Origin of the sequence: Clostridium vincentii, assembly GCF_002995745.1 — a bacterium.
GTDB classification, from domain to species: Bacteria; Bacillota; Clostridia; order Clostridiales; family Clostridiaceae; genus Clostridium; species Clostridium vincentii.
Map to the genome: position 1 here is coordinate 1 of NZ_PVXQ01000043.1, position 24,689 is coordinate 24,689.

At 31.3% G+C, this 24,689-nt stretch carries 25 protein-coding genes, 2 tRNA genes and 1 other RNA gene; 8 read left to right on the top strand and 20 right to left on the bottom strand.

Annotation, left to right across the window (positions count from 1 at the left end):
- Positions 1 to 198 precede the first annotated feature (198 nt).
- Both CLVI_RS14655 and CLVI_RS17905 read left to right on the top strand, forming a co-directional pair.
- Complete coding sequence (locus CLVI_RS14655) at positions 199 to 1,371, top strand: class I SAM-dependent methyltransferase (RefSeq protein WP_106060873.1); 1,173 nt, start codon at positions 199 to 201, stop codon at positions 1,369 to 1,371.
- 238 nt (positions 1,372 to 1,609) lie between these two features.
- Entirely contained in the window at positions 1,610 to 2,080 is a 471-nt protein-coding gene (locus CLVI_RS17905) for a DUF4230 domain-containing protein (RefSeq protein WP_278320533.1), read from the top strand.
- Positions 2,081 to 2,123: 43 nt separating this feature from the next.
- Here CLVI_RS17905 and CLVI_RS14665 read toward each other — a convergent pair whose 3' ends face one another.
- Entirely contained in the window at positions 2,124 to 2,885 is a 762-nt protein-coding gene (locus CLVI_RS14665) for a tRNA threonylcarbamoyladenosine dehydratase (RefSeq protein WP_242980734.1), read from the bottom strand.
- A gap of 158 nt (positions 2,886 to 3,043) precedes the next feature.
- Between CLVI_RS14665 and CLVI_RS14670 the strand changes: the two genes are divergently transcribed.
- Both CLVI_RS14670 and CLVI_RS14675 read left to right on the top strand, forming a co-directional pair.
- Positions 3,044 to 3,736 (top strand): 5'-methylthioadenosine/adenosylhomocysteine nucleosidase, encoded by a 693-nt coding sequence (locus CLVI_RS14670; protein ID WP_106060875.1) that lies wholly within the window; start codon positions 3,044 to 3,046, stop codon positions 3,734 to 3,736.
- 476 nt (positions 3,737 to 4,212) lie between these two features.
- A complete protein-coding gene (locus CLVI_RS14675; protein WP_170065687.1) occupies positions 4,213 to 4,935 on the top strand; it encodes a metallophosphoesterase in 723 nt (240 codons plus the stop codon).
- Between the two features lie 34 nt (positions 4,936 to 4,969).
- Here the strand turns inward: CLVI_RS14675 and CLVI_RS14680 are convergent, their stop codons facing one another.
- The 12 genes from CLVI_RS14680 to dnaX all read right to left on the bottom strand — a co-directional run bounded on the left by CLVI_RS14680 (position 4,970) and on the right by dnaX (position 16,968).
- The gene (locus CLVI_RS14680; protein ID WP_106060877.1) at positions 4,970 to 7,399 is read right to left on the bottom strand and encodes an HD domain-containing phosphohydrolase; all 2,430 of its coding nucleotides are present in this window, start codon (positions 7,397 to 7,399) and stop codon (positions 4,970 to 4,972) included.
- Positions 7,400 to 7,593: 194 nt separating this feature from the next.
- On the bottom strand, positions 7,594 to 8,832 hold the full coding sequence (locus tag CLVI_RS14685) for a DUF1015 domain-containing protein (RefSeq protein WP_106060878.1): 1,239 nt from the start codon (positions 8,830 to 8,832) through the stop codon (positions 7,594 to 7,596).
- Between the two features lie 36 nt (positions 8,833 to 8,868).
- Positions 8,869 to 9,777 (bottom strand): D-2-hydroxyacid dehydrogenase, encoded by a 909-nt coding sequence (locus CLVI_RS14690; protein WP_106060879.1) that lies wholly within the window; start codon positions 9,775 to 9,777, stop codon positions 8,869 to 8,871.
- Between the two features lie 84 nt (positions 9,778 to 9,861).
- Positions 9,862 to 10,041, bottom strand: coding sequence for a hypothetical protein (locus tag CLVI_RS14695; RefSeq protein WP_106060880.1), 180 nt, complete (start codon positions 10,039 to 10,041; stop codon positions 9,862 to 9,864).
- Positions 10,042 to 10,094: 53 nt separating this feature from the next.
- Entirely contained in the window at positions 10,095 to 10,844 is a 750-nt protein-coding gene (locus CLVI_RS14700) for a phage replisome organizer N-terminal domain-containing protein (protein WP_106060881.1), read from the bottom strand.
- A gap of 335 nt (positions 10,845 to 11,179) precedes the next feature.
- Positions 11,180 to 12,403, bottom strand: a complete 1,224-nt coding sequence (locus tag CLVI_RS14705) for an ABC transporter permease subunit (protein WP_106060882.1) — start codon at positions 12,401 to 12,403, stop codon at positions 11,180 to 11,182.
- Positions 12,403 to 13,317 (bottom strand): ABC transporter ATP-binding protein, encoded by a 915-nt coding sequence (locus tag CLVI_RS14710; RefSeq protein ID WP_106060883.1) that lies wholly within the window; start codon positions 13,315 to 13,317, stop codon positions 12,403 to 12,405. The genes CLVI_RS14705 and CLVI_RS14710 overlap by 1 nt, the downstream gene beginning before the upstream one ends.
- Positions 13,318 to 13,452: 135 nt before the next feature.
- On the bottom strand, positions 13,453 to 13,719 hold the full coding sequence (locus tag CLVI_RS14715) for a pro-sigmaK processing inhibitor BofA family protein (RefSeq protein WP_106060884.1): 267 nt from the start codon (positions 13,717 to 13,719) through the stop codon (positions 13,453 to 13,455).
- A gap of 24 nt (positions 13,720 to 13,743) precedes the next feature.
- Positions 13,744 to 14,037 carry a DUF2508 family protein gene (locus CLVI_RS14720; RefSeq protein ID WP_106060885.1) on the bottom strand — a complete coding sequence of 98 codons (294 nt, stop codon included), beginning with the start codon at positions 14,035 to 14,037 and terminating at the stop codon, positions 13,744 to 13,746.
- Positions 14,038 to 14,252: 215 nt separating this feature from the next.
- Entirely contained in the window at positions 14,253 to 14,849 is a 597-nt protein-coding gene (gene recR / locus CLVI_RS14725; protein WP_106060886.1) for a recombination mediator RecR, read from the bottom strand.
- A gap of 68 nt (positions 14,850 to 14,917) precedes the next feature.
- Entirely contained in the window at positions 14,918 to 15,265 is a 348-nt protein-coding gene (locus CLVI_RS14730; RefSeq protein WP_106060887.1) for a YbaB/EbfC family nucleoid-associated protein, read from the bottom strand.
- A gap of 77 nt (positions 15,266 to 15,342) precedes the next feature.
- Entirely contained in the window at positions 15,343 to 16,968 is a 1,626-nt protein-coding gene (dnaX, locus tag CLVI_RS14735; protein WP_106060888.1) for a DNA polymerase III subunit gamma/tau, read from the bottom strand.
- 235 nt (positions 16,969 to 17,203) lie between these two features.
- On the opposite strand from dnaX, the gene bioB reads away from it, so the two are divergent.
- Entirely contained in the window at positions 17,204 to 18,187 is a 984-nt protein-coding gene (bioB, locus tag CLVI_RS14740) for a biotin synthase BioB (protein WP_106060889.1), read from the top strand.
- Here bioB and CLVI_RS14745 read toward each other — a convergent pair.
- Entirely contained in the window at positions 18,184 to 18,738 is a 555-nt protein-coding gene (locus tag CLVI_RS14745; RefSeq protein ID WP_106060890.1) for a biotin transporter BioY, read from the bottom strand. The genes bioB and CLVI_RS14745 overlap by 4 nt on opposite strands.
- 151 nt (positions 18,739 to 18,889) lie before the next feature.
- Here CLVI_RS14745 and CLVI_RS14750 point away from each other — a divergent pair, with 151 nt between their 5' ends.
- The 3 genes from CLVI_RS14750 to CLVI_RS14760 are packed head-to-tail and all read left to right on the top strand — an operon-like array spanning position 18,890 to position 21,162.
- Positions 18,890 to 19,846, top strand: coding sequence for a biotin--[acetyl-CoA-carboxylase] ligase (locus CLVI_RS14750; RefSeq protein WP_106060891.1), 957 nt, complete (start codon positions 18,890 to 18,892; stop codon positions 19,844 to 19,846).
- 30 nt (positions 19,847 to 19,876) lie between these two features.
- On the top strand, positions 19,877 to 20,668 hold the full coding sequence (locus CLVI_RS14755; protein ID WP_106060892.1) for a thymidylate synthase: 792 nt from the start codon (positions 19,877 to 19,879) through the stop codon (positions 20,666 to 20,668).
- Positions 20,668 to 21,162, top strand: coding sequence for a dihydrofolate reductase (locus CLVI_RS14760; protein ID WP_106060893.1), 495 nt, complete (start codon positions 20,668 to 20,670; stop codon positions 21,160 to 21,162). Before CLVI_RS14755 ends, CLVI_RS14760 begins: the two co-directional genes overlap by 1 nt.
- 164 nt (positions 21,163 to 21,326) lie before the next feature.
- Here CLVI_RS14760 and ffs read toward each other — a convergent pair.
- The 6 genes from ffs to CLVI_RS14790 form a co-directional block, all read right to left on the bottom strand.
- Positions 21,327 to 21,590, bottom strand: an RNA gene (gene ffs, locus CLVI_RS14765) — signal recognition particle sRNA large type.
- 4 nt (positions 21,591 to 21,594) lie between these two features.
- Positions 21,595 to 21,684: transfer RNA gene (locus CLVI_RS14770), tRNA-Ser, on the bottom strand.
- Positions 21,685 to 21,827: 143 nt separating this feature from the next.
- Positions 21,828 to 22,613: a prolipoprotein diacylglyceryl transferase gene (lgt, locus tag CLVI_RS14775; RefSeq protein WP_106060894.1), complete on the bottom strand. Its 786-nt coding sequence runs from the start codon at positions 22,611 to 22,613 to the stop codon at positions 21,828 to 21,830.
- 28 nt (positions 22,614 to 22,641) lie between these two features.
- A tRNA-Ser gene (locus CLVI_RS14780) sits at positions 22,642 to 22,732 on the bottom strand.
- 7 nt (positions 22,733 to 22,739) lie between these two features.
- Complete coding sequence (locus CLVI_RS14785; RefSeq protein WP_106060895.1) at positions 22,740 to 23,180, bottom strand: nucleoside deaminase; 441 nt, start codon at positions 23,178 to 23,180, stop codon at positions 22,740 to 22,742.
- A gap of 50 nt (positions 23,181 to 23,230) precedes the next feature.
- The gene (locus CLVI_RS14790; protein ID WP_106060896.1) at positions 23,231 to 24,481 is read right to left on the bottom strand and encodes an HlyC/CorC family transporter; all 1,251 of its coding nucleotides are present in this window, start codon (positions 24,479 to 24,481) and stop codon (positions 23,231 to 23,233) included.
- Positions 24,482 to 24,689 lie beyond the last annotated feature (208 nt).

A 24,689-nucleotide genomic window follows, 5' to 3' on the forward strand; every position in this document is an offset into this window, starting at 1 on the left:
AATCCAACTCCATTCTTTTTATCTTAGCAATAAAATTATAATGGATAATTTATGTATTGGGGAGATGTTTTTACATCTCCTTTATTTTTTTGCTACCTTTGCCTACTAAAATTATACTCTAACGATTTCTATTGATATTTAACTGTATAATGCTTATATTATTTTTATGATGATTTTTATTAAAGGATAGGTGATACTTTGAACAAACAAAATATATCTAAAATTAAATTTTTCTTTTTAGGTCTTGAAAATAGGTTTATTGACGATAATTCTACTTTTAAGGATATTAAAGTTGTGTATACTACAGGCTTAAAGGAATTTAAAGGAGTAGGTACATATTTCGAAGACAAAATTAATTTCAATTTTAATGGAATTACTTCTGTTTTAACTATTAAGGAAGTCTTAAGTAAAGTTAGTGATGATGCACAGCAATATGACTCGTTAATATTAACATATAGCGAGAGAGGTAGCATAATCACAATAACTGGGGATAATAAAAATGTTAAAATGAGTACAAAGGATAATAAATCAGAACAATCTGCAGATTCTCATGAAAATACCTCCACATTACTTAATAGAAATTACTTGATTAAGGTAGGGAAAGCTAATAACCTATTGAAGGCTATTGGTATTATGAGCAAGGATGGTAAGATCTTAAATGACAAAATCAGGAAATATAATCAAATAGATCATTATGTTGAACTAATTGATAAGGAATTAGATTCTCTTCCAAAGGATACAACTATAAATATTTTAGACTGTGGTTGTGGTAAATCTTATTTAACCTTTGTTTTAAACTACTACTTAACAGAAGTAAAAAAAATTAAGTGTAATTTTATAGGATTAGATATTTCTGAAGGTGTAATCAATTCTTCAAAGGTCATAGCTGAAGAACTTGCCTATAGAAATATGGAATTCATAGCAAAGGACATTAAGGATTATAAGCCAACTGAAAAAATCAACATGGTTATGTCTTTGCACGCTTGTGATACTGCAACAGATATGGCTCTTGCCCTTGGAATAAAGGTTAATTCAGATCTTATTATAGCTGTTCCTTGCTGCCATAAAGAGTTATTAAGTCAATATAATTATGACCCGTTTAAAGATATTACTAAGTATGGAATCTTAAAAGCTAGGATTGCTGATGCTTTAACAGATGGGATGCGTGGAATGATGCTTGAATCAAAGGGCTATGATGTTTCAATAGTTGAATATATTTCTCCCCTTGAAACTCCTAAAAATCTGATGATAAGAGCACAAAAAACTTCAAAGGAACGCCCAACACTTTTAAAAGAATATAAAATTTTATGCGAGTCCTTACATGTTACTCCAGCACTTTCAACTTTTTTAGATGAAAGATGGAAATCTTAATTCACATAATTATTTATCCCCCCTCATATATTTATATAGATAAATATATGAGGGGGGATTTCTTATTAAAGGTTTAAAAGTAAAATTCTCAATTGTAGTTACTATTTTAATTGTTTTTATTGGCATTTTTATTGGTTATAAAGTATTTTCACCCTCTAATGACACTAAGCAGTGGACCATAGCAGATGAATCAGATACTAGTTTTAGGTATATTACTGAGGAAAGCTTAGTTAGTGACATTAAAAAGACCACAAAAATAATTCCATTAGAACTTGAGTTATCTGAATCTATTACCATAGATATCAGCTGGGGGGACTTTGATATTTTTAAGAAATATAAAAAAATCACTTATAGAGCTAACTGCTCTTACGCTGTAGATTTATCTCTTCTATCTACTCCAAATTTAACTATTGATAAAATTAAAAAGGAAGTTAATCTAAAATTACCTAGCCCTGAAGTATATAAGATTTCTATTGACCACAATGAGACTTTATATCAAGAAACTACTACAGGCTTACTTAGATTTGGAGAAATAAATTTATCCTCAGAGGAATATGGTTTAGTTGAAAATGAAATTACAAAGGATATATCTATTAAAATGAAGGAAGCCGAACTATATAATAAAGCTTGTGAAAGCACTACAGAATCAATGACTAAACTATTAAATAGCCTTCTTGGAGAGGATGTAACTATAAATATAAGCTATTAATCTATAAAATCATAATGCTTAAATAAGCATTATGACTTTATTTTTATATTTTTAAAATATCTTTTATAACTTCCCCGCCTATAATCAATCCTGCAACTGAAGGCACAAAGGATATGCTACCAGGAATTTGCCTCTTCATTGCACACTTTTTAGTTCCGCCTGTACAAACACATCCAGTTTTGCAAGTTACTACGTCCTCAGTTTTTGGTTCCATAGGAAATTCTTCTGAATAGACTACTTTCAATCCTTTAATTTCTCTTTTTCTAAGTTCACGTCTCATAACCCTTGCTAGAGGGCATACTTTTGTATCATATATATCTGCAACCTTAAATTGCGTAGGGTCCATCTTATTTCCTGTACCCATAGAACTAATTATCCTTATGTCCTTTTCAGCACAATATTCTGCTAGACCTATTTTGGCTGTAATAGTATCTATAGCATCGATAACATAATCTGTATCCTCTGGTATTAATTCAGCCATATTTTCCTTAGTAACAAAAACCTCATGGGTTATTACATTGCATTTCTTATTTATAGAAAGGATCCTATCCATCATAACATCTACTTTCACTTTGCCTATAGTTTCATATACCGCGTGAATTTGTCTGTTCAAATTAGTTAAACAAATAGTATCATCATCTATTAATATTAGATTTCCAACACCAGCGCGAGTTAAAGCTTCTACTGTAAAGCTCCCAACTCCACCTATCCCAAAAACTACTACCTTGCTCATTCTTAATTTATCTAAGCCTTCTTCACCTACTAGTAATTCAGTTCTAGATAAAGTATGTTGCATTTTGTTCATTAATTAACGCACCTTCTTTCATATGTATCTTATTTTATTTTATTTTGTCGATAAGAACAAGTATTTAATATATACAATCATTGTAATTATTATTACAATGGAATTACAATGTTTATTTTACATACTCTATTGTTAGTTAAATTTTTGGAGGTTTATATATGATTATAGGAATAATAGCTGCTATGAATGAAGAATTAGAAATACTACTTAGTGAAATGTCTCTTGAAGAAACGAAAGTTAAAGCCAATATGACTTTTAATAAAGGTAAGTTATGGGGAAATGATGTAGTTGCAGTAGTTTGTGGAATTGGCAAGGTTAATTCTGCCATTTGTGCTCAAATCTTAGCTTCTGAATTTCAAGTTGATAAAGTTATTAATGTTGGTGTGGCCGGTGGTATCAGTAAGGAAATACATCCTGGAGATATAGTTATTGCTGATAATTTAGTAGAACATGATATGGATACAACTTCTTTTGGGGATGACCCTGGTCAAATTCCAAGAATGGATACCTTTGATTTTAAATGTGATATAGAATTAGTTGAATCAGCCAAAAAAGCTTGTGATAATAATAAAGATCTTAATACTTTTATTGGTAGAATTGTATCTGGAGACGTATTCGTTGCAGATATAGAAAAAATAAAGTGGCTTGAGAAGGAATTTAAAGCTTTATCCTGTGAAATGGAGGGAGCAAGTATCGCTCATACCTGCTACCTAAATAACATTCCCTTTGTTGTAATACGATCTATTTCTGATAACGCTAATAATGGAGCTCATATGGATTTTCAGAAATTCACCCCAATAGCGGTTAAAAATTCGACTGCAATTTTAAAGGAAATGCTTCTAAATATGTAATTTAAAACTCTGTCACTATTTTGCGTGGCAGAGTTTTTTATTTTACTTTAGCGTATAATTGTAAAGACATTCTAACTAAGGAGTTGATATTCATGATCTATCTTTTACTATTTATCGTCATTATTACATATGTATTCTTAAATTTTCTAATAGGTAACAGACTTTTAAAGTCTATTAATAAGATTAGAATTTTAAATAAGAAGGCTTATTGGATTTTATTTACCTTTATATCTTCATCTTTCTTTATTTATCAATTTTTTAATAAAAGTCTTCCACATCTTATTAATAAAATGTTAGCTTTTATTAGTTCCTATTATTTATCTTTCTTCCTTTATCTTTTAATTTTATTTCCACTAGCCTTTACGCTAACTAAAACATTAAAACTTAAAAACAAGAAAATAGATTTCTATTTAATCTCTTTAGTAATAGTATCTCTGATCGTTTGTGTAGGGACCTATTTTGGTGTTTCTCCTTATGTGAAGAATTATGATATAAATGTAAATAAACCATTAAAGAATGGCGAGCTTACTATAGCCTTGGTTTCCGATATTCATTTAGGTGAGCTAATAGGTAACGATAGATTAGACGATCTACTTGCTGAAGTTAATTCTTTAGATGCTGATGTTGTATTAATTGCAGGAGATCTTATAGATAGTAGTCTAGATCCTGTTGCTAGCGATAACATGCTTGCTAAATTTAAAAATATAAAAAGCCTCTATGGCACTTATTTCGCTACTGGTAACCATGACTATTTCGCAGATGAAGTTTCTAAGCTTAGTGAATTGGCTACTGAGAATAATATTACGGTCTTACACGACAACTCCATTTTAATAAATGATGAATTCTATATTATAGGCAGAGATGATATTTCCTCTGAGAGATTCTCAAACGAAAGGGATACTCTAGAAAATATTGTTTCTACAATTGATAAAAACAAACTAAGTATTGTTATGGACCATAATCCTGAAAATGTTAAGGACTCTGAAGAAAACAATATAGATCTTCAAGTCTCAGGGCATACCCATGGAGGCCAAGTTTTTCCCGGAAATATAATAACTAATGCACTCTTTCCTATAGATTACGGCTATGGAAAATTTAAGAATACCAATATTGTTGTATCCTCTGGCTTTGGCACCTGGGGGCCATTAATTAGAGTAGGTAGTCGCTCAGAGGTTGTCCTAATTACTCTTCACAACTAGATTGGAAAGAGGTTGAATACTAACATTCAACCTCTTAATTATATTCACCATCAATTTCTTCTTCTAAAAGCTTAATAAATTCCTCAACAATAACTGAATCGAACTGCCCACCAGAGCACCTTTTTAGTTCCTCTAAAACATAACTTTTATCAAAAGCTTCCTTATATACCCTTTTATGAGTCATTACATCAAAGGAATCTACTATATTAATTATTCTTGATAATAAGGGTATTTCTTTTCCTTTTAACTCATTAGGGTAACCTGTCCCATCGTATCTCTCATGATGAGCTAATATTTCATCAGAAATATGAGCTAATTCAGGAGTTGAATTTGCAATTCTATAACCAATACTAGAATGATTTTTCATTATGATCCATTCTTCTGCTGTAAGTTTTCCTGGCTTCATTAAAATCTGCTCTGGTATTCCTATTTTCCCTATATCATGTAGCAATGATAAAAGTGCCAATTCTTCTAATTTATCTTTTCTCAGCCCTAATCTGATTCCTAATTTAGAACTTAGATATTTAATCCTCATTGTATGCTCTTGAGTTTCGGTATTTTTCTCATACAAAGTTGTTAAAAGTGAGTTTATGCTAGCACTTCTTTGACTTTTATTCTCTAAAAGCTTTTTTCTATACAATCTCTCCTCTGCTAAATTCATAACCCCTTCAGAATTCGTAGTCCTTTCATCCCATTTTCCATAACCAAAAGCTATGCTAATTGATAAATCTTTTGAGGTCTCACAAGACTCTCTTATTTTGTTTATTAAATGTGAAATATAATCTTCATTTTTATTTCTAACTAGTATTACAAATTCATCTCCGCCCCATCTTGATATAATGGCAGTATCTTCACAAATTTTCTTAATTATTTCACTTACCCGAGTAAGTATTCTGTTGCCTTCTTTATGGCCTAAAATAGCATTAGTTACTTTCAATCCATTAATATCTCCCATAATAATATTATAATTTGATTCTTTATCCTTATCTAACTGTTGAAATTCTTTCTCCATAAAAGCTCTATTTCTTAAACCAGTTAACTTATCTGAATAACTAAGAAATAAAATTTCTTCTTCATACTTCTTTCTATCTGTTATATCGGATAATGTGCTTACTATCCTTAATGAATTACCCTCTTCATCTTGTTCTACTACTTTTCCTCTTTGTTGTACCCAGGTAATACTACCTGATTCTTTAACTATTCTATATTCTTCACTAAAGTATTCGACTTTACCATTAATAACATAAAAGAATTTATGTCTTAATCTTTCAAGACATTCTGGATGAATTTTAGAAAAATAATTTACAAATAATTCATGTTCATCTAAGCCCTTATATCCTATATAATTCTTCCATTCTAGACTAATATACATTTCTTGAGTCTTAACATTCATATCTAAATATCCATCATTGGTAGATTCTATTATAGTCCTAAATCTTTCGCTCATCTCCATCATATCTCTATTAGCTGAACTAATTTCTGAAAGCATTTTATTAGTTGCTTCAGATAATTTATAGATTTCATCCTTTCCAGACATATTAATACGTAGAGTTGTATCCTTAGTGTTTGAAATGTTTTCTATAAATTTATTTAACTTCAACAGCCTTTTTATGAAATATTTATTAGCAAAGATTAAATCAACCCAAACTATTATTAACACTACGATAGCAAATGATATAACAAAATTTCTAAAAAAGTACGCTCTACTATTATCCTGTTGAATTAAAGCTGTAAAGACTATTGAATTCTCTCCCCGTATATCTATTAATACCTTGTTGGCCTCTAAATATTCTTTCTCATTATAGGTCTTTATCTTCCCATCTAACTCTATGCTATTTTTATTTTCTACTGATTCTATAGATTTAAACCTTAATGTAATCCCTGATACCTGATCTATATATGATAATAACTTAGTATCAACTTCTTTAATAAATATTAAAGATCCATTGATTTGTGATTTATCATTTGATGAAGTTGTAGAGGTTTTGCTAATAATATAAAGCTTATTATCCTCCATAACTAGACCAGTTCTAGCCATATCTAAAGGGTTTATGCTTGCATTATTAAGTATAGACTTCTCAAGTATTCTTTCTGATGTATCTTCATCTATTTCATAGGATTTTTTATATATTATGCTTCCATTATCATTTAAAAAATACATAGCTTTCAAATTCAAATTTATAAATGTATCATCACTTAAGTTGGCTTTAATATATTTTTCATTCAAATCATTTATAAATTCATAAGTATCATCCCATTTAGCCCAATCCACTAAAATATTATATAGATTATCCGACTCGCTCCCAAGGATGTATTCTATAACTTCAAACTGTTTTTTTATACTTTCCTCTTCACGCTGCTTTATATACCCAAAATATGAAAAATAAAATATTACACTTGTTACAATAGCTAATATTATCACACTTAAAGTAGTTAAAATAAACACCTTGATTTTAATTTTCATGATTTTAGTCCCCCATCTATTTTTAAGTATCACAATTTATTCTCGGAGAAAATTTGTAAAACAATAGTACTAATTTAAATGTTTTGTCTAAAAAAGCTAAAAAAAGAAGTAACTTCATGTAATTTTAAAACCTTACTTAGATTTTAAACTTACATTTACATTACTTCTTTTATTTAACAATATTAAATTACTACTTAACTTAACTTATGAACAAATAGTCCACTTCTTAGCTTTGGCTCAAACCAAGTAGATTTTGGTGGCATTACTTCTCCTATATCTGCAACACTCATTATGTCAGATATTTCTGTTGGATACATTGAAAAGGCTATCTTCATATCCTTATGAACTCTTCTCTCAAGTTCGCTAAGTCCTCTGATTCCTCCGATAAAGTCTATTCTATCTGAAGTTCTTACATCCTCAATTCCAAGTATAGGAGTTAAAATATTATTTTGGAGTATTGCCACATCCAAAGATTCTATAGGATCATTTTGATTGTAGATTCCTTCTTTAATCTCTAATAAATACCACTTATCTTCAACAAACATTCCAAAGGTATGTCTCTTTGAAGGCTTAACCTGTGTACTTGACTCAGTAACAATGAATTTTTCTTCTAACTTCTTCATTAACTCAACCTTGCTTAATCCATTTAAATCCTTAACTACTCTATTATAGTCCATTACCATTAGATCATTATCTGGAAATGCAACTGCTAAGAAGTAGTTAAACTCTTCATCACCAGTATAGTTTGGATTAGCTGCCCTTTTCTTTAACCCAACCTTAACGGCAGATGCTGACCTATGGTGTCCATCAGCTATGTAGAAGTTCTTAACATCCTTAAATAATTCAGCAATTTCACTAACTATTATTTCATTATCTATAACCCAAACAACATGACCTATTCCATCTGCTGATATAAAATCATATACAGGTTTTTTCTTTGTCCAATCCATTATAACTTCTGATGCAACATTATCTTCTTTATATGTTAAGAAAATAGGGCCTGTATTAGCATCACAATAATCAACATGATTTATTCTGTCTTTCTCTTTATCTGCCCTAGTAAATTCATGCTTTTTAATCTTATTATTAATGTAATCATCAATAGATGCACAAAAAACTAATCCAGTTTGAGATCTTCCATTCATAATCTGTCTATAAATATATAAGCAAGGTTTTTCATCTTGAATAAGTTCCTTATCAAAAATCTTCTTATCTAGATTCTCTCTTGCCTTTTCATAAACTCTATTGTCATGAATATCTATAGAAGGGTCTAAATCTATTTCAGCTTTATCTACATGAAGAAATGAATAGGGATCTCCCTCTACCATTTCTCTTGCTTCCTCACTGCTCATTACATCATAAGGAAGTGCTGCTATCTTTGAAGCTAAATCTTCAACCGGTCTGATTCCATTAAAAGCTCTAACTATAGCCATTTTGATTTCCTCCTAAATTCTATTAAATGTTAAATATTAAATGTTAAAGAATTCTTTAATTGTAGAAGCTACTTCTTGACCAATTCTCTCTTGAGCTTCCTTAGTTGCTGCTCCAATATGAGGAGTAACACTTACACTTGGATGATTAACTAGCTTTTCATTTAATGTAGGTTCTTTCTCAAAGACATCAACTCCAGCAGCTGTAACCTTTCCACTATTTAACGCTTCAAGTAATGCGTCTTCATCTACAACTTTACCTCTAGCACAGTTAATTAAATAAACTCCATCTTTCATTAAAGCAAATTCATCTTTTCCTATTAATGAACCTTTAGTCTTATCGAAAGGCACATGTAATGATAGGAAGTCAGCAGTTCCAAGTAATGCTTCCATTGAAAGAAATTCATATGGTGAATCTTTTAGTTTTCCAAATAAATCAGTGTAAACTACCTTCATACCTAATGCAGTAGCCTTTATTGCTAAAGATTGTCCTATTCTACCCATTCCTATAATTCCCAAAGTTTTCCCACCAAGTTCAACGCCTTCGTAGTTCTTCTTGTTCCATTTTCCAGCTCTCATAGTTACATTTGAAATATTTACAAATCTAGCTATTGAAAACATATGAGCTAATGCTAATTCAGCAACTGAATCTGAGCTTGCATTAGGTGTATTCTTAACTATAATTCCTTTTTCATGAGCAGATATTAAATCAATGTTATCCACACCAACTCCTGCTCTTATAACTAACTTTAATTTTCCACCCTGAGCACTTGATAAAACAGCATCTGTAACCTTTGTTGCAGATCTAACTACTAGTACATCGAATTCTTTAAGTGCTTCCCCAAGCTTATCTTGTTCTATATAATTATTTACAACTTCTACTCCAGCATCCTTTAAGCTGTTAATTGCCGCCTCTTGTAGTCCGTCGTTAGTTAATACTCTTATCATAAAATGATCCCCCCAATTTTTATTACACTATAAGTCTATTTGTTTTTTTCTCTGTATTTATAGTTTATATTATATTCCTCTCGATTACAAGTGTTCTTCCTCAAAATACAACACTGATTCTGTTTCTCTACAATATCTAACACATAAACATTCTGCTAATTTTCTAGGACATTTATAGCAAACACATCTTAAATCATCTCCATTGCATTTACCAATTCTTTTTTCTGGACATTCTTCGCAATTCACTCCAGTACCAGCTGCCATAAGACATCCCTCCTCTTTTCATACTTATAGTTATACCACATATTTAAAGCATATTAAAAAGTCCATGAAGAAATCACTGTCTCACCTTTGCCTAAGGGTCTTTCCTTATCATAATCCTTAAAAGTAACTATATCATTATCTTCAACTTTTTCTTCCTCAGTAAAATCAAAGAACTTCTCTTTTTTCTTCTTTTTATTTATCATCATACTTTTCTTGGTTTCCAAACCTATAGAAATATTACCTTGCAAATTATTATTAGTCTTGTCCTTAATCACATTATTAATTTTGTTAATGCTAATATTATTACTTTCTAAATTACCTATGTCATCAATTTTAACAACTTCCACTTCCTTCTGAGTTACTTTATTCTCAGATTCTTTATCTTCAGTATCATTTATTTCATTCTTCAGATCTTCTTTTAGCACTATTTCCTTATTCTTTATTACCTCTTCATCGTTAGCCTTTATTATTTCTTGCACCTTAATATTTTGATGTTTTGCAAAATTCTTAACTCTATACACATTGATTTCATCAAGTTCAACCATTTCTAATTCTATAAATGTATCTAGAGCTAACTTAATTTGCCTACAGTCTCTATTAAATTCTATTGCTAAGGTTTCAATAGTATATGGCATGTTTTTTGACATATATAAATCACCTTCTAAATTAACCTTACCAGCTAAATTTACAAGTCTAGACCAAATATGTTGAATAAGATCCCTTTCAGGCCTTGTATCAATTATTTTTAATTTAATATCGTCATACATATCAATTCTTATTTTTACAACTTTTCTTTGTCTCATAATAATCACTCCTTTAGATATCTAGCGTAATTGCTTGTACACTGATTCATTTCACTTATTGTCTCTTACACTTTATATATATGCTTTACTTAATAATATTACAGTTAATTGGATAACTTTTTCTCATTAAATTTCTACATTTTTTTCATCTTTAGCACCTTAATTATTACTACTTATAATTCATCATAATTTAAGGCTGGAAGATAGGATTTCTCTATCTTCCAGCCTTAAATCTTTTCCATTTGTGATAATTCCTCTATAGGTTTGTTCGATCTACTTCATAGGTCTGAACTGGTCTTGTATATTATGTGTTTTAAATGATCATTATCCTTAGCCTAGATAAGGAAATCTTTCTTACTAAATACTATATGGGCAATTACATATGAGACTATAATAGTTCCAACCATGAGAACTACCCCTAGCCCCACACTAAAATTCGGATTATTAAAGGTTTGAGCTACAGTTCCATCAATAACTATATTAGTAACCCCATAATTCAGAAATATTAGGTGCGCAACCTTACCAACTGTTGATGACATCAAGCACACCATAGTAGATGCTACTGATAAAATTACTGATATTGCCATGGTTATCATACTGCTTTTAAATATTGAAGATATTAAAAATATTAAAGCACAACATGCTATTATAAATAATATTTCTAACCCAAAGCTTTGGAATACTGCTGATGCCCTTGTGGATATTACTCCACTATTTACTATTCGATTAAGAATAGGCTCTCCTGACCCGGATAAATTGCTATAGTCCCACTGGTACTGTGTTCCTATAATCTTAGGCATTTGTCCTCCGCTAAATCCAGCTATAGCCCCTACAATCCCAAAAGCTGCTAATTCAAGCCCTGCTATCATACCTACTACAGTAATAACAACTGCTATAAATTTTGATAATATAACCTTTCCTCTAGAAATAGGTTGTACCAATAAAAACTTAAGAGTTGGTGGAGTTGATTCCCCTGAGACTATATCGCTCATGAATACAGCGATACCTGAAACTAATATTATTAATCCTATAATTTGCAACAATCCATTTACATAATTAAAGGCATTAAACTCCCATTCCTCAACTGGTTTTACCCCTTCCTTAATAATCATATTTATTTCATCTATTCTTGGTTTCTGATAAGTCTTATATTCATCAGGGATACTCTTATCATCTAGTTCAGCTTGCAAAGTGATTTTCTCCTGCTCAAGATCTGTCTTCCACGCATTTGGATCCTCCGCATTAGTTAATCTTTCTTCCTGAACTTTGATTTGTCCCTTTATTTCTTCTATATAACTATTAGCATCTTCTGTTGCTTCCTTGTTGCCTGCCTCTCCATTCGAGTCTGAATTTTTAAATTGCTGATTATACATATCAAGTTGACTATTTAAATTATCAATCTGTCCTTGAGGAGATTGATAATCTGCTCTTTGCTTTGCATTATAATTGCTTAAAAACCCTACTCCAACTACAGCTATTGCAAATAGACCAAATACTATCCAAGTTTTACTTCTTTTTAAAATTTTAATTAATTCATTTTTTACTAAAGTAAATATCATTATCTTACCCCTCCTTCCACAAGTTCCATGTATCTTTGTTCAAGACCTTTTCTATTCTTAAATATTTCCTCAACTTCTATATCTTTCTCAATTAAATGCCTTAATATATTATTTGTACTGCCAGTTTTAACTATTAGATGAATTTCCTCTTCATTGATTACAGCTTTCTGAATCCATTCTAATGACCTTAACATTTCTAATGCTTTATTTTTATCCTTTGAAACCATTAAGGTTAAACTTTCTAATTCCGTCTTCACCACATTATCATGAATTTCCTCAACAGACTTTATTACACCTTTATCAATAAAAGCTACCCTGTCACAAAGAGTTTGTACCTCACTTAATATATGGGAAGAAATAAATACGGCCATACCCTTTTCCTTAGCAGATTTTTTAACAACTTCTCTAAAATCCATAATTCCAGATGGGTCAAGTCCATTTGTAGGCTCGTCCAATATTAATAATTTAGGATCGCCAATTAAAGCAGCCGCGAGTCCAAGTCTTTGTTTCATACCCAAAGAATATTTTTTGACCTTATCATTAATCCTATCCTTTAACCCTACTATTTCAATTAAATTTTGAATCTCTTCTTTAGATACCCCTCTTATTCTTGCTATCTGCATAAGGTTTTCTCTGCCTGATAAATAATTATATAATTCCGGATTTTCTACAACTGCCCCGACATTTTTAAGAGCCTTTTCTTTTTCCTTTTCAACATTATATCCACAGATACTTATATCACCCTCATTAGGCGCTATAAGCCCCACTAACATTCTTATTGTAGTAGTCTTTCCTGCTCCATTAGGCCCTAGAAATCCAAAAATTTCTCCCTCGCTGACTGATAAATCTATTCCTTTGATTATCTCCTTTTTTCCCAGTTTTTTCTTTACGCCCCTAATTTCTAAAACTTTCATCTCGTACCTCCTTACTTCTATATTACTAACTATAATCTCTAATACTTATTATTTCCCTTTCTAACTTCTTAATTTTTCCTTAAATTACCTGAACATTCAAAAAAGCTAGCTGACTTTCATCAACTAGCTTTTTACTTATATAAATAATTTGAATATTATAAGAGCTGCTACTCCAGGTATCCCTAATATTCCTGCTATTAAAGCTGTAACTACATTAATTCCTATGGAGAATCCAAAATTTGCTCCAACTAGATTCACTATGTATAAAAGGACTACTCCAAATATACCGTTTAATAATATTTTTAATGGCCATTTAAATATTTTTAGTATTATAAATAATACTATAACAGCCACTATTCCATAAATTACTAATTTACTGTCAGCAGATTGTAAAAGTTCCATGATTTCACCCCGTTTACTATTTTTTTATTCAACTATTTCTAAGAATTTTCCTACAATATATTCATTGCTTACAGAGATGCCTCTCTCCCTCGCTATTGATAGCAGATAATCAAATCGTTGTTTCGCAATTTCTTCTGAGTATATAGCTACTTCAATAAGCTTAGGATCTTCTACAGAATTAAACATACGTCTCGCTGTTTCTATCTCAATTAGTGTGTATTCGACTTGCCTAAGTAACTCTTTCTCAAGGAGATCTTTATCCTTTTTATCCTGGCCCATCTTTCCTATAACATATTCAATAATTTTATTTTTATTCATAGCAATCCTCCAAATCATTTATTTAGAGTATTACCATGTTATAAATACAATATTCAGAATTAATGGTAATTTTTAGTAACACATTCGTTTATATAACATAAATTGCTTATATAACATAAATTGCTTATATAAGAAGCTTTTCACTCATTATCAAATAAAACTTCTAAAACTCCCATCTATCAATTAGAGGATCCAGTAAACTGGATCCTCCTTTTTTATATTTCTGTTCTTCCCTCTAATGCCTTTGATAATGTGACTTCATCTGCATATTCTAAATCTCCACCTACTGGTATTCCTGCCGCTATTCTAGTTACCCGTACTTCTAAAGGTCTTAGAATCTTTGATATATACATAGCAGTCGCTTCCCCTTCAATGTTAGGATTAGTTGCAATAATTACTTCCTTTACTTCTTCCTTCATCCTTGAAACTAATTCTCTAATTCTGATATCTTGAGGTCCGCGTCCTTGCATAGGAGAAATATTCCCATGTAAAACATGATATCCTCCATTATATTCTTTAACCCGCTCTATGATCATTATATCCTTAGGCTGTTCTACTACACATATAATACTCTTGTCTCTATTAGGATTTGAGCAAATTGGACAGGTCTCAGATTCCGTAAAATTTCCACAGACAGAACAGTATTTTACAGTTCCTCTAGCATTAACTAACGCCCCTGCAAATTCTCTAACCTCATCCTCTGGTAAATTTAAAACATGAAGAGTTAATCTTTGAGCTGTCTTTTTCCCAATACTAGGAAGCTTTGCAAATTCTTCAATTAACTTTTCTATTGCTACTGGATAAAAATCCATAATAATTCCTCTCTTTCAAAAAACAAAGCATACAGGTATAAATCCTGTATGCAATGAAAATACAACTACTAGAATAAACCACCTGGCATATTCATTCCACCTGTTAATTTACTCATTTTGCTTGAAGTTTCTTCTTCTGCCTTTCTTAATGCTTCATTAACTGCACCAAGAACTAAGTCCTCTAACATTTCAACATCATCTTCGTCGACTACTTCAGGCTTTATTTTAATTGCTAAAACTTCCTTCTTCCCATTTACACGTACTGAAACAGCGCCACCACCAACTGAAGCTTCAAATTCTACAATATCAGCTTCTTTTTGAGCTTCTTCCATTTTCTTTTGAAGCATCTGTGCTTGTTTCATTAAGTTGTTCATATTGCCGCCACCAAGGCCGCCTGGAAATCCACCTTTTGCCATAAATAATTCCTCCTTAATATTCAATCTATTTTTTATTATATAGCATTTTTAATAACAATTCTATTTAAAGCTAAAATTTATTCATCTATAAATTCTACAGAAGATTCACCAAAAGCATTTAAAAGAACTTCTTCTGGAGTTTTTTCTAAAGTTTTTGAATCATCTATTGTAAATTTAACCTTAATATCTTCTCTCATTACCTCTGATACTACCTCATTAACCACTCTATAATTTTCAGGTTTCTCTAGCCTTTCTTTTCCAAAGGCATATTGATCATCATATTCTATTGTAAGTATTCCATTTTTGCATTCTACAGGTTTCCCCGTAACTATTGAAGCAAAAATTATCATAGCTCTTCTTGCTTTAAAAGCTTCTAATATATCCTTCCAAGCTCTTTGTATATCCTCAAGTGAACTTTTAGCATTACTATTTCCTTTAACATCCATTTGTTTGGATACAGTCGCTACTGGTTTTTGTATCTGTTTGCCCTTATTTTCTCCCTGCATAGCAGCTATATTCCCCTTAGAATTAACTTGAGTAACTTGAATTTTTCCTGTTTTTAATACTTCTTCCATCCTATTAACCCTAGCTAATATAACTTCACTTGAGGTATCATACTCTATTTTACACATTTTTATCACGGCTAATTCCAAATACAATCTAGTTTGCTTGCTAGCCTTTGCATTATTTTCTGCCTCTTGAAGTATTCTTATACCCCTCATTATCTCTTCCACTCTTATTCTTCCGCCCTGTTCCTTAACAAGAGAAATATTTTCTACGGACATATCTAACACTTCTTCAGGATTATTTGTAACTTTGATCATTAATAGATTTCTAAAATGTGCTACTAGGTCCTTCATAAATAATCCCATATCTTTACCTGCGAGCACTATATCTTCTATAGTTATCATAGCTTTTTGAATATCTCTTTCTATAACAGATGAGGTTATATGAAATAAGTGCTCATTTGTAACTAGACCCAGCATGTCGATAAGCCCATCATATTCTACCTTACCATCGCCCATTGCAATAGATTGATCTAAAATACTTAAAGCATCTCGCATTGATCCATCAGATACCCTTGCAATTAGTCCTAAGCTTTTATCATCAGCTAATACTCCTTTAGCAGAAATTATCTTCCTAAGTCTTTCAGATATATTAATGTTACTAATTCTCTTGAAATCGAACCTTTGACATCTAGACAAAATTGTTATAGGTAACTTCTGTGGATCTGTAGTCGCTAATATAAAAACCACATTTGCTGGAGGCTCCTCTAAGGTCTTAAGGAATGCATTTACGGCTCCCATTGATAACATATGCACCTCATCCATTATATAAACCTTGAATCTGCCTTCTTGTGGAGGATACTTTGCATCCTCTATAATATCTCTAATTCTATCTATACCATTATTAGATGCAGCATCTAATTCTGTTACATCAATTGCTAAGCCCTCATTAATCTTTTTGCACATTTTGCATTCATTGCAAGGTTCTCCATTTTTAAGATCTAAGCAATTTAACGCTTTCGCCATAACCTTAGCTGTAGAGGTTTTTCCTGTACCTCGAGTTCCACAAAAAAGGTAGGCATGTGTTATTCTATTATTTAAAATTTGGTTTTTTAAAGTAGTAGTAATAGGTTCTTGTCCTACTACATCCTCAAAATTTCTTGGTCTCCATTCTCTATATAACGCTGTATACGCCAAGGTATTTCACCCCTCTAACTTTCATAAGGCACATGAAAAGAAATAATATACTTGTCTGTTATTTCTTTGATTGTGCCTAAATACTCTATTATTATTATACACCAATTAAGAGACATTTAACATGCTTTAAATACGATATTGTAAACCCATCGTTTATATTAAGTTGACAATCTTCAAAAAGGTCACTAGTATAAGACTACGAACTAGAAAAATTTTATAATGGAGGAATTGTTTGATGGGACTTTCACATGAAATTAAAGAAAAGGTTTTACAGGGATATATCATTACAAAGGAGGATGCTTTTCAATTATATTCTGAACCAGAGGCTGAACTATACACTTGCGCAAATATTCTCCGAGAAAAATTTACTGGAATAAAAGTAGATCTATGTTCTATTATTAACGGGAAAAGTGGGAGTTGCTCTGAAAACTGCAGCTATTGTGCACAATCGAAACATTATAAAACAGGAGTAAAGGAATATCCTTTAGTCTCATATGAAGAAGTATATGAAAAGGCTAAAAAAGATGAGGAGGATGGAATAGATAGATTTTCTATAGTTACCTCTGGAAGGGACTTATCTAAGGATGATCTAGAAATTGTTACTGATTATTATAGTGCTCTTAATAAGGAGTTACCTAATATAAGTTTATGTGCCTCTCATGGAATATTAAATAAAACATCTTTAATAAAATTAAAAAAATCTGGAGTTAAAAGGTATCATCATAATGTTGAAACATCAAAAAATTATTACAGCAAAATATGTACAACCCATACCTATGATGAAAGAATACATACAATAAAACTTTGCAGAGAAGTTGGTATTGAAGTATGTTCTGGTGGAATTATAGGTCTTGGAGAAAGTAGAGAAGATAGAATTAATATGGCAATGGAACTTAGAGAACTTGATATCCTATCCATACCTATAAATGCTTTGATGCCTATTAAGGGAACACCTCTAGAAAACGAGAGTTTATTAAAGGAAGAGGAAATTTTAAGAACAATAGCAGTTTTTAGATTTATAAATCCAAGAGCAAATATAAGATTAGCTGCTGGACGAAATCTATTAACTAACTACGGAGAAAAGGCTTTTATGGCTGGAGCAAATGGAACAATTTCAGGAAGTCTTTTAACAACCTGTGGCAGTGGCGGTACATGTAATGATAGGAATATGATTAAGGAATTAGGCTTAGAGGTAAAAGAAAAAGGGACTAAATTTTAGTCCCTTAACATATTTGTCTTAATTAATTTACTTTGAATCTTAGTACCAACTATTATTGCTAATATTAATTTCAAAATATCCAGAGGTACAAATGGTATTACCCCTGCCATTAATGCTGCCCTAGGTGTCAAGTTCGCTACAAACATAAGTTGTGTTGTTCCTATTGAATAACATACTGCTAGTCCTAAAACTCCTCCCAAGAATATCATCAAATAGTTCTTTTTATATTTATAAGAAAAATATCCTATGATAGCCGCTGTTATTGGATAAGCTATTAAATATCCTCCAGTTGGCCCGATTAATGTTTGGAACCCGCCTTTAAATTGTACAAAGACCGGAGCTCCAACTGCTCCTAGTAAAATATATATTAGAACTGTAAAAGATCCTAACCTTGCTCCTAATATTATTCCAGTTAATATTATTGCAAAAACCTGCATTGTAATTGGAACCACAGTAAAAGGTAGTGGAATTGTTATTTGGGCGAGAATAGCTATAACTGCTGCAAAAATTGCGCATAAAATTTGTTTTCTTAAACTTATCCTTTTTTTCATAATTTATCCCCCATATTTATTTATGTTATTCATAAAACCTATGATTATAATATTATAAGCGGCTTCTATTGTCAACCTAATTATAATTATAAGTTTACAATAAGAATTCTCTGTTCTTTATGCTATAATAATTTCTAGGAGGAGATATTCTATGGAAGAAAAAATTCTAAAAGAGCTAAAAAATGCCCAAGATTATATATCAGGAGAAGGATTAAGTTCAAATTTAATGATTTCAAGGTCAGCAATATGGAAACATATTAAAAATTTAAAAGCAAAGGGATATATAATCGAAGGAATTTCTAATAAAGGATATAAACTAATTTCAACTCCAGATTTACTTAATTCTAATGAAATTTCAGAATTACTTACTACAGCACAGCTTGGAAGGAATATTATACATTTTGACACAATAGATTCTACCAATAAGAAAGCAAAGGATCTTGCGTCTAAAGGGGCTGCAGATGGTACAATAATAATTTCTGAAATCCAAGAATCAGCTAGTGGTAGATTTAAAAGAGTTTGGTCATCTCCTAAAGGTGGAATTTGGTTTTCTATGATTTTAAGACCTAATATAGTTCCAACAGAATGTACAAAAGTCACACAAATTACTGCTGCAGCCATTTATAAAAGTTTTTTGAAGTTTGGGCTTAACGTTAATATAAAATGGCCTAATGATATTGTTTTAAACGACAAAAAGTTATGTGGCATACTAACAGAACTAAAATGTGATTTGGAAACTGTTGATTATTTAGTTGTTGGTATTGGGTTAAATGTAAACATTGAAAGTTTTGATGAGGATATAAGCACTATTGCTACATCTTTAAAGATAGAATTTAATAAAGAATTTAATAGAATTGAGATTATTTCTTCGTTTTTAAATACTTTCGAAGAATTATACAACCAATTTGTTTCTAATGGAGATATAAGTGAGACTATATCTATATGTAGAAATCATTCTAATTTATTCGGGAAAAAGGCAAAGCTTATTACCTGTAATAATGAGGAAGAGGTTACTTGCTTAAGACTTTCCGACGAAGGAAACTTAATTGTTAATGATAGCCATGGAAATGAGAAGGCTGTTATGTCAGGAGAAATTACTTTTAAATAACATCTTATAAACCATACAGGAGGATACTACATGAGTATTTATGACAAAAAATATTTATCTATAATTAAAGACATTTTAGATAATGGATATTACGATAAAAATAGAACTGCAGTCGCTACATATAAATTGCCACATCAAATTATGCAATTTAATTTAGAAAAGGAATTTCCTATATTAACTACTAAATTTGTTGCTTTTAAAACATCAGTAAAGGAAATGCTTTGGATTTATCAAAAGCAATCTAATAAGGTTGAAGATCTTAGACAAATGAATGTTAAGGTATGGAATGAGTGGGAAGGTGAAGATGGTACTATTGGTAAAGCTTACGGATATCAAGTTAAAAAGTTCCATCAAATTGACCAACTTATAGATGCTTTAAAAAACAATCCTCAAGATAGGAGAATGATGCTTAACTTATGGAATTGGGCAGACCTCCCTGAAATGAATCTTGCGCCATGTTGCTTTTTAACTATGTGGGATGTAACTGATAATAAATTAAATTGTATGCTAGTGCAACGTTCTGGAGATATGGGTCTAGGAGTTCCATTTAACACTTGCCAATTTGCTGTGTTAACTCATATGTTAGCTCAAATTTCAGGTTTAAAGCCAGGCTTATTAACTCATGTTATAAATAATGCCCATGTATATGAAAATCAAGTTGAAGGGCTTAAATTACAGTTAACTAGAGAAAATGAAGCTTATCCAGCACCACTCTTCTGGATTAATCCTGAAATTAAAGATTTCTATGCTTTTACTCCAGATGACATTAAATTAGAGGATTACAAACATCATGCAAGTATAAAAATGGAGGTGACTGTGTAATGCTATCAATAATAGTTGCAATAGCTGAAAATAACATTATAGGTGGAGATAACAAATTACTTTGGCATATCTCTGAGGATTTAAAAAGATTTAAAGAAATAACCACAAATCACGTTATCATCATGGGAAGAAAAACATTTGAATCTTTGCCAAGAATCCTTCCTAATAGACATCACGTAATTATTACAAGAGATCTAAACTATGCTGTAGATTCTGATGCAGTATCTATATTTCACAGCTTAGATGAAGTTTTAGCTAAATATGAGAATTCAGATGAAGAAGCTTTTATTATTGGAGGAGGGGAAATATACAATTCACTGTTCCCTTACTGCAAAAAAATATATCTAACTAAGGTTAAGAAAGCCTTTGAGGGAGATACGTCTTTTCCTGACATTGATTATACTACTTGGGCTATTACATATTCATCTCAGGAGAAGACTAATTCTGTGGATGGGATCTTGTATGAATTTATTGATTTAGATAAAAAAATATAAAAAAGAAAAAGAGGGTATCCAAAGTAAAGTTGGATTCCCTCTTTTTCTTATCCTATTGTATCTATATGTTAATCCTATTGAAGAGTAACCTAAATTTATCAATTGTATATATAAGCACTTCGTAAAAAAGCCCTTCCTTATAAAGAAAGGTAAAATATAAAACACCGTACACCCCAGTTCGTCTTTAACTCCTATGCGTTACCTATGTAGTTAGCTCAAGTCAGATATATCCACGGCACATGAAAGTGACCACTTATCGCTGCTTCCTTCCGGACCTGACGAGATTCATGGATTCCATTGCGTGGGACCCGACTATCAACACCACTTTCATAAGGCAGACCATACTCATTAAAGCCTCTCTGGGGAATTCAATCCTGCTGTAGCGGATTGCAGGTTACAAGGCACCGCTGGTTCCCCATCTAGCACGGCATATGGCGGAGAGAAGGGGATTTGAACCCCTGATAGAGTTGCCCCCATACACGCTTTCCAGGCGTGCTCCTTAAGCCGCTCGGACATCTCTCCATGCTCTACTTACTATAGACTTTTTTATTCAAGTCTATTTAAAATCAAATATACAATTTTGATACTTTTCTATTCTAGCATATATGTCCTTGTTGTTCAATAGAAACATTTACTTAAAAATCCAATCCCAAAACTATAAGATACTAATTTTCTATCTTTACCTTAATTTGTTTTTTTCTATAAAATATAATTATTCCTATTATACCTATAACTATCCCCGCTAAGCTTATCACCTGGGCTACCCTTAAGCTACCCATCATTAAGCTATCAGTTCTTAGTCCTTCTATAAATACCCTTCCTAATGAATATAGAGAAAGATAACTACATATAACTATACCCTTTTGAGATTCCTTTCGTTTGTATAATATAAAAAGTAGAATTCCGCATACTATAACATTCCAAATGGATTCATATAGAAATGTTGGATGATAATAATTACCTCCTATATTCATACCTTTTTGAATAAACTCAGGAAAGTGTCCTATGAATTCACTAGTTACAACGCCCCCATGAGCCTCTCCATTCATAAAGTTTCCCCATCTTCCTATAGCTTGAGCTAGTATAATTGCCGGTGCGGCTACATCTGCATACTCTAGAAGATTAATCTTCCTGATCTTCGCAAAAATTATTACTGCAATTAAAGCCCCTATTAGACCTCCATGAATTGCCAATCCGCCTTCACGTAGCTTAAATATATCTACTAAATTATCTTTATATTGATCAAATTCAAATGCAACATAGTAAAGTCTTGCACCTACTATTGCAGCTGGAAATGCCCATAAAAAGACATCTGTAAGTAAATCAAAGTTTAAATTTTTTCTCTTACAATTATAGTTGGCTAAAAGTAATGCTGATAAAACTCCTAGACATATCAAAATTCCATACCATCTTATTTCTACACTAAACATTTCAAACGCTACTGGATTCATAATCAATCTCCTATATCTTTTGTATTTTTGGAGGAGAAAAGGGGATTCGAACCCCTGATACCCGTTAAAGGTACAATAGTTTTCGAGACTACCGCTTTCAACCACTCAGCCATTTCTCCATATAAATTATTTTTGTCTTTGCCTTTTAAAGAATTCTTGTAGTAGTTTACTACATCTTTCATCATAAGTCCATATAGTATTAACGAAGCTATTTAAGTTTCTATTATCTATCAAGTTTACTACAGACCCACAAGCTCCCGTATCTTTGTTGAAAGTTCCTATATACAATTTACCTATTCTACTTTGCAAAATAGCGCCTGTACACATAGGACAAGGTTCTAGAGTCACATACATCTCGCACCCAATAAGCCTCCAATCGCCTATATTCGCGCAAGCTTCCTTAATTGCTATAATTTCCGCATGCTGGGTAGGATCTTTTTTACCTTCCTTCTCATTATATCCTTTCCCAATTATTATGCCAGCTTTTACAACAATTGCCCCCACCGGAATTTCTCCTTTTTCTAAAGCTTTATTTGCTTCTTCTATTGCATAATCCATATAATTCATTATTACCACCCACATACAAACAAAGAGTAGCATGATGCTACTCATTTTATTTAAGTATATATTCTCACCTTTTTTATACGATTCTTATCCAATTCCTCAACAACAAATCTAATGTTATTTATAATTACCTCTTCATTATTTTCAGGAATTCGTCCAAGTTCTTCTATTATTAATCCACCAACAGAATCTAATTCATCAGATTCCATAGACACTCCAATCAGCTCGCTAATGTCATTAAGCTTAGCGCTACCATTCACAATGTATTCATCCTCTTTTACAACTTGAATCATGTTACTTTCTTCATCATATTCATCTTCGATTTCTCCAACTATTTCTTCAATTATGTCTTCCAATGTTACAATACCTACTGTTCCACCATATTCATCAAGTACCACAGCCATAGGATTTCTTGTCTTTTTCATTTCACTAAAAACTGCAGTTATTTTTTTAAACTCGAAGGTATAGAAAGGTTCTCTTACATAATTTTTAATATCAAATCCATCCTTAAGATTCCCTGCTATAATTAGATCTTTAACGTTTAATATACCTATTATGTTATCTATGGTTTCATTATATACTGGTATTCTAGAAAATTGCTCTTCTTTTATTTCCTGCAAAACTTCATCATAAGTCGTCTCTGTATCTAATGCTATAATATCAACTCTCTGAACCATGACATCCTTAACCTGCATATCTGCAAAGTCAAAAACATTGAAAATCATTTCCTTTTCTACATCTTCAAGTACGCCCTCTTCCTCACTTACTCCAACCATTGTCTTTAATTCTTCTTGAGTAATAAATGGTTCTCCAACTTTTGGATTTCCGCCTAAAAGTTTAATGAAAACTGAAGATATGCTCGAAAAAACAAATACTAACGGTCTTAAAACAAATACTAATAAATTTATTGGTTTACTAACAAGTAAAGAAACCTGCTCCGATTTTTGCTTTGCTATAGATTTTGGTGTTATTTCTCCAAAAATAAGAATTAAAACAGTCATGGATAAGGTTGCTATTGCAACACTACTTTGACTACCACCAAATAATCTTGCTGTTATGGTTGTCGCTAAAGCTGATGCTCCTATATTAACAATATTATTACCAATTAAAATCGCTCCTAGAAGTTTATTTGGATCTTTTAAAAGCTTTTCTAGCAATTTAGAACCTTTCACTTCCTCTTTTAGCATATGCCTAATTCTAATCTTGCTCAAAGACATTAATGAAGTCTCTGACATTGAGAAAAACCCTGATAATATAATTAAAACAATTAAAAGAATTATTTCTCCCGTATAACTAGAATCCAAATCTAATCACTCCCTAAATTTACTCAGTTTTTAATTAATATTATATCATATAGTCTTTACTTTTTATATAATTCCATTATTTATGATTGAGTCAAGTAAAAGTGGGCAACTATTTTATTATCCATTATTTTACAGTATATATTTATAACTTCCCTTAAGCATTTTTACTCTTAATTGTAACTAATATCTCCAAATCCTTTTAATCCAC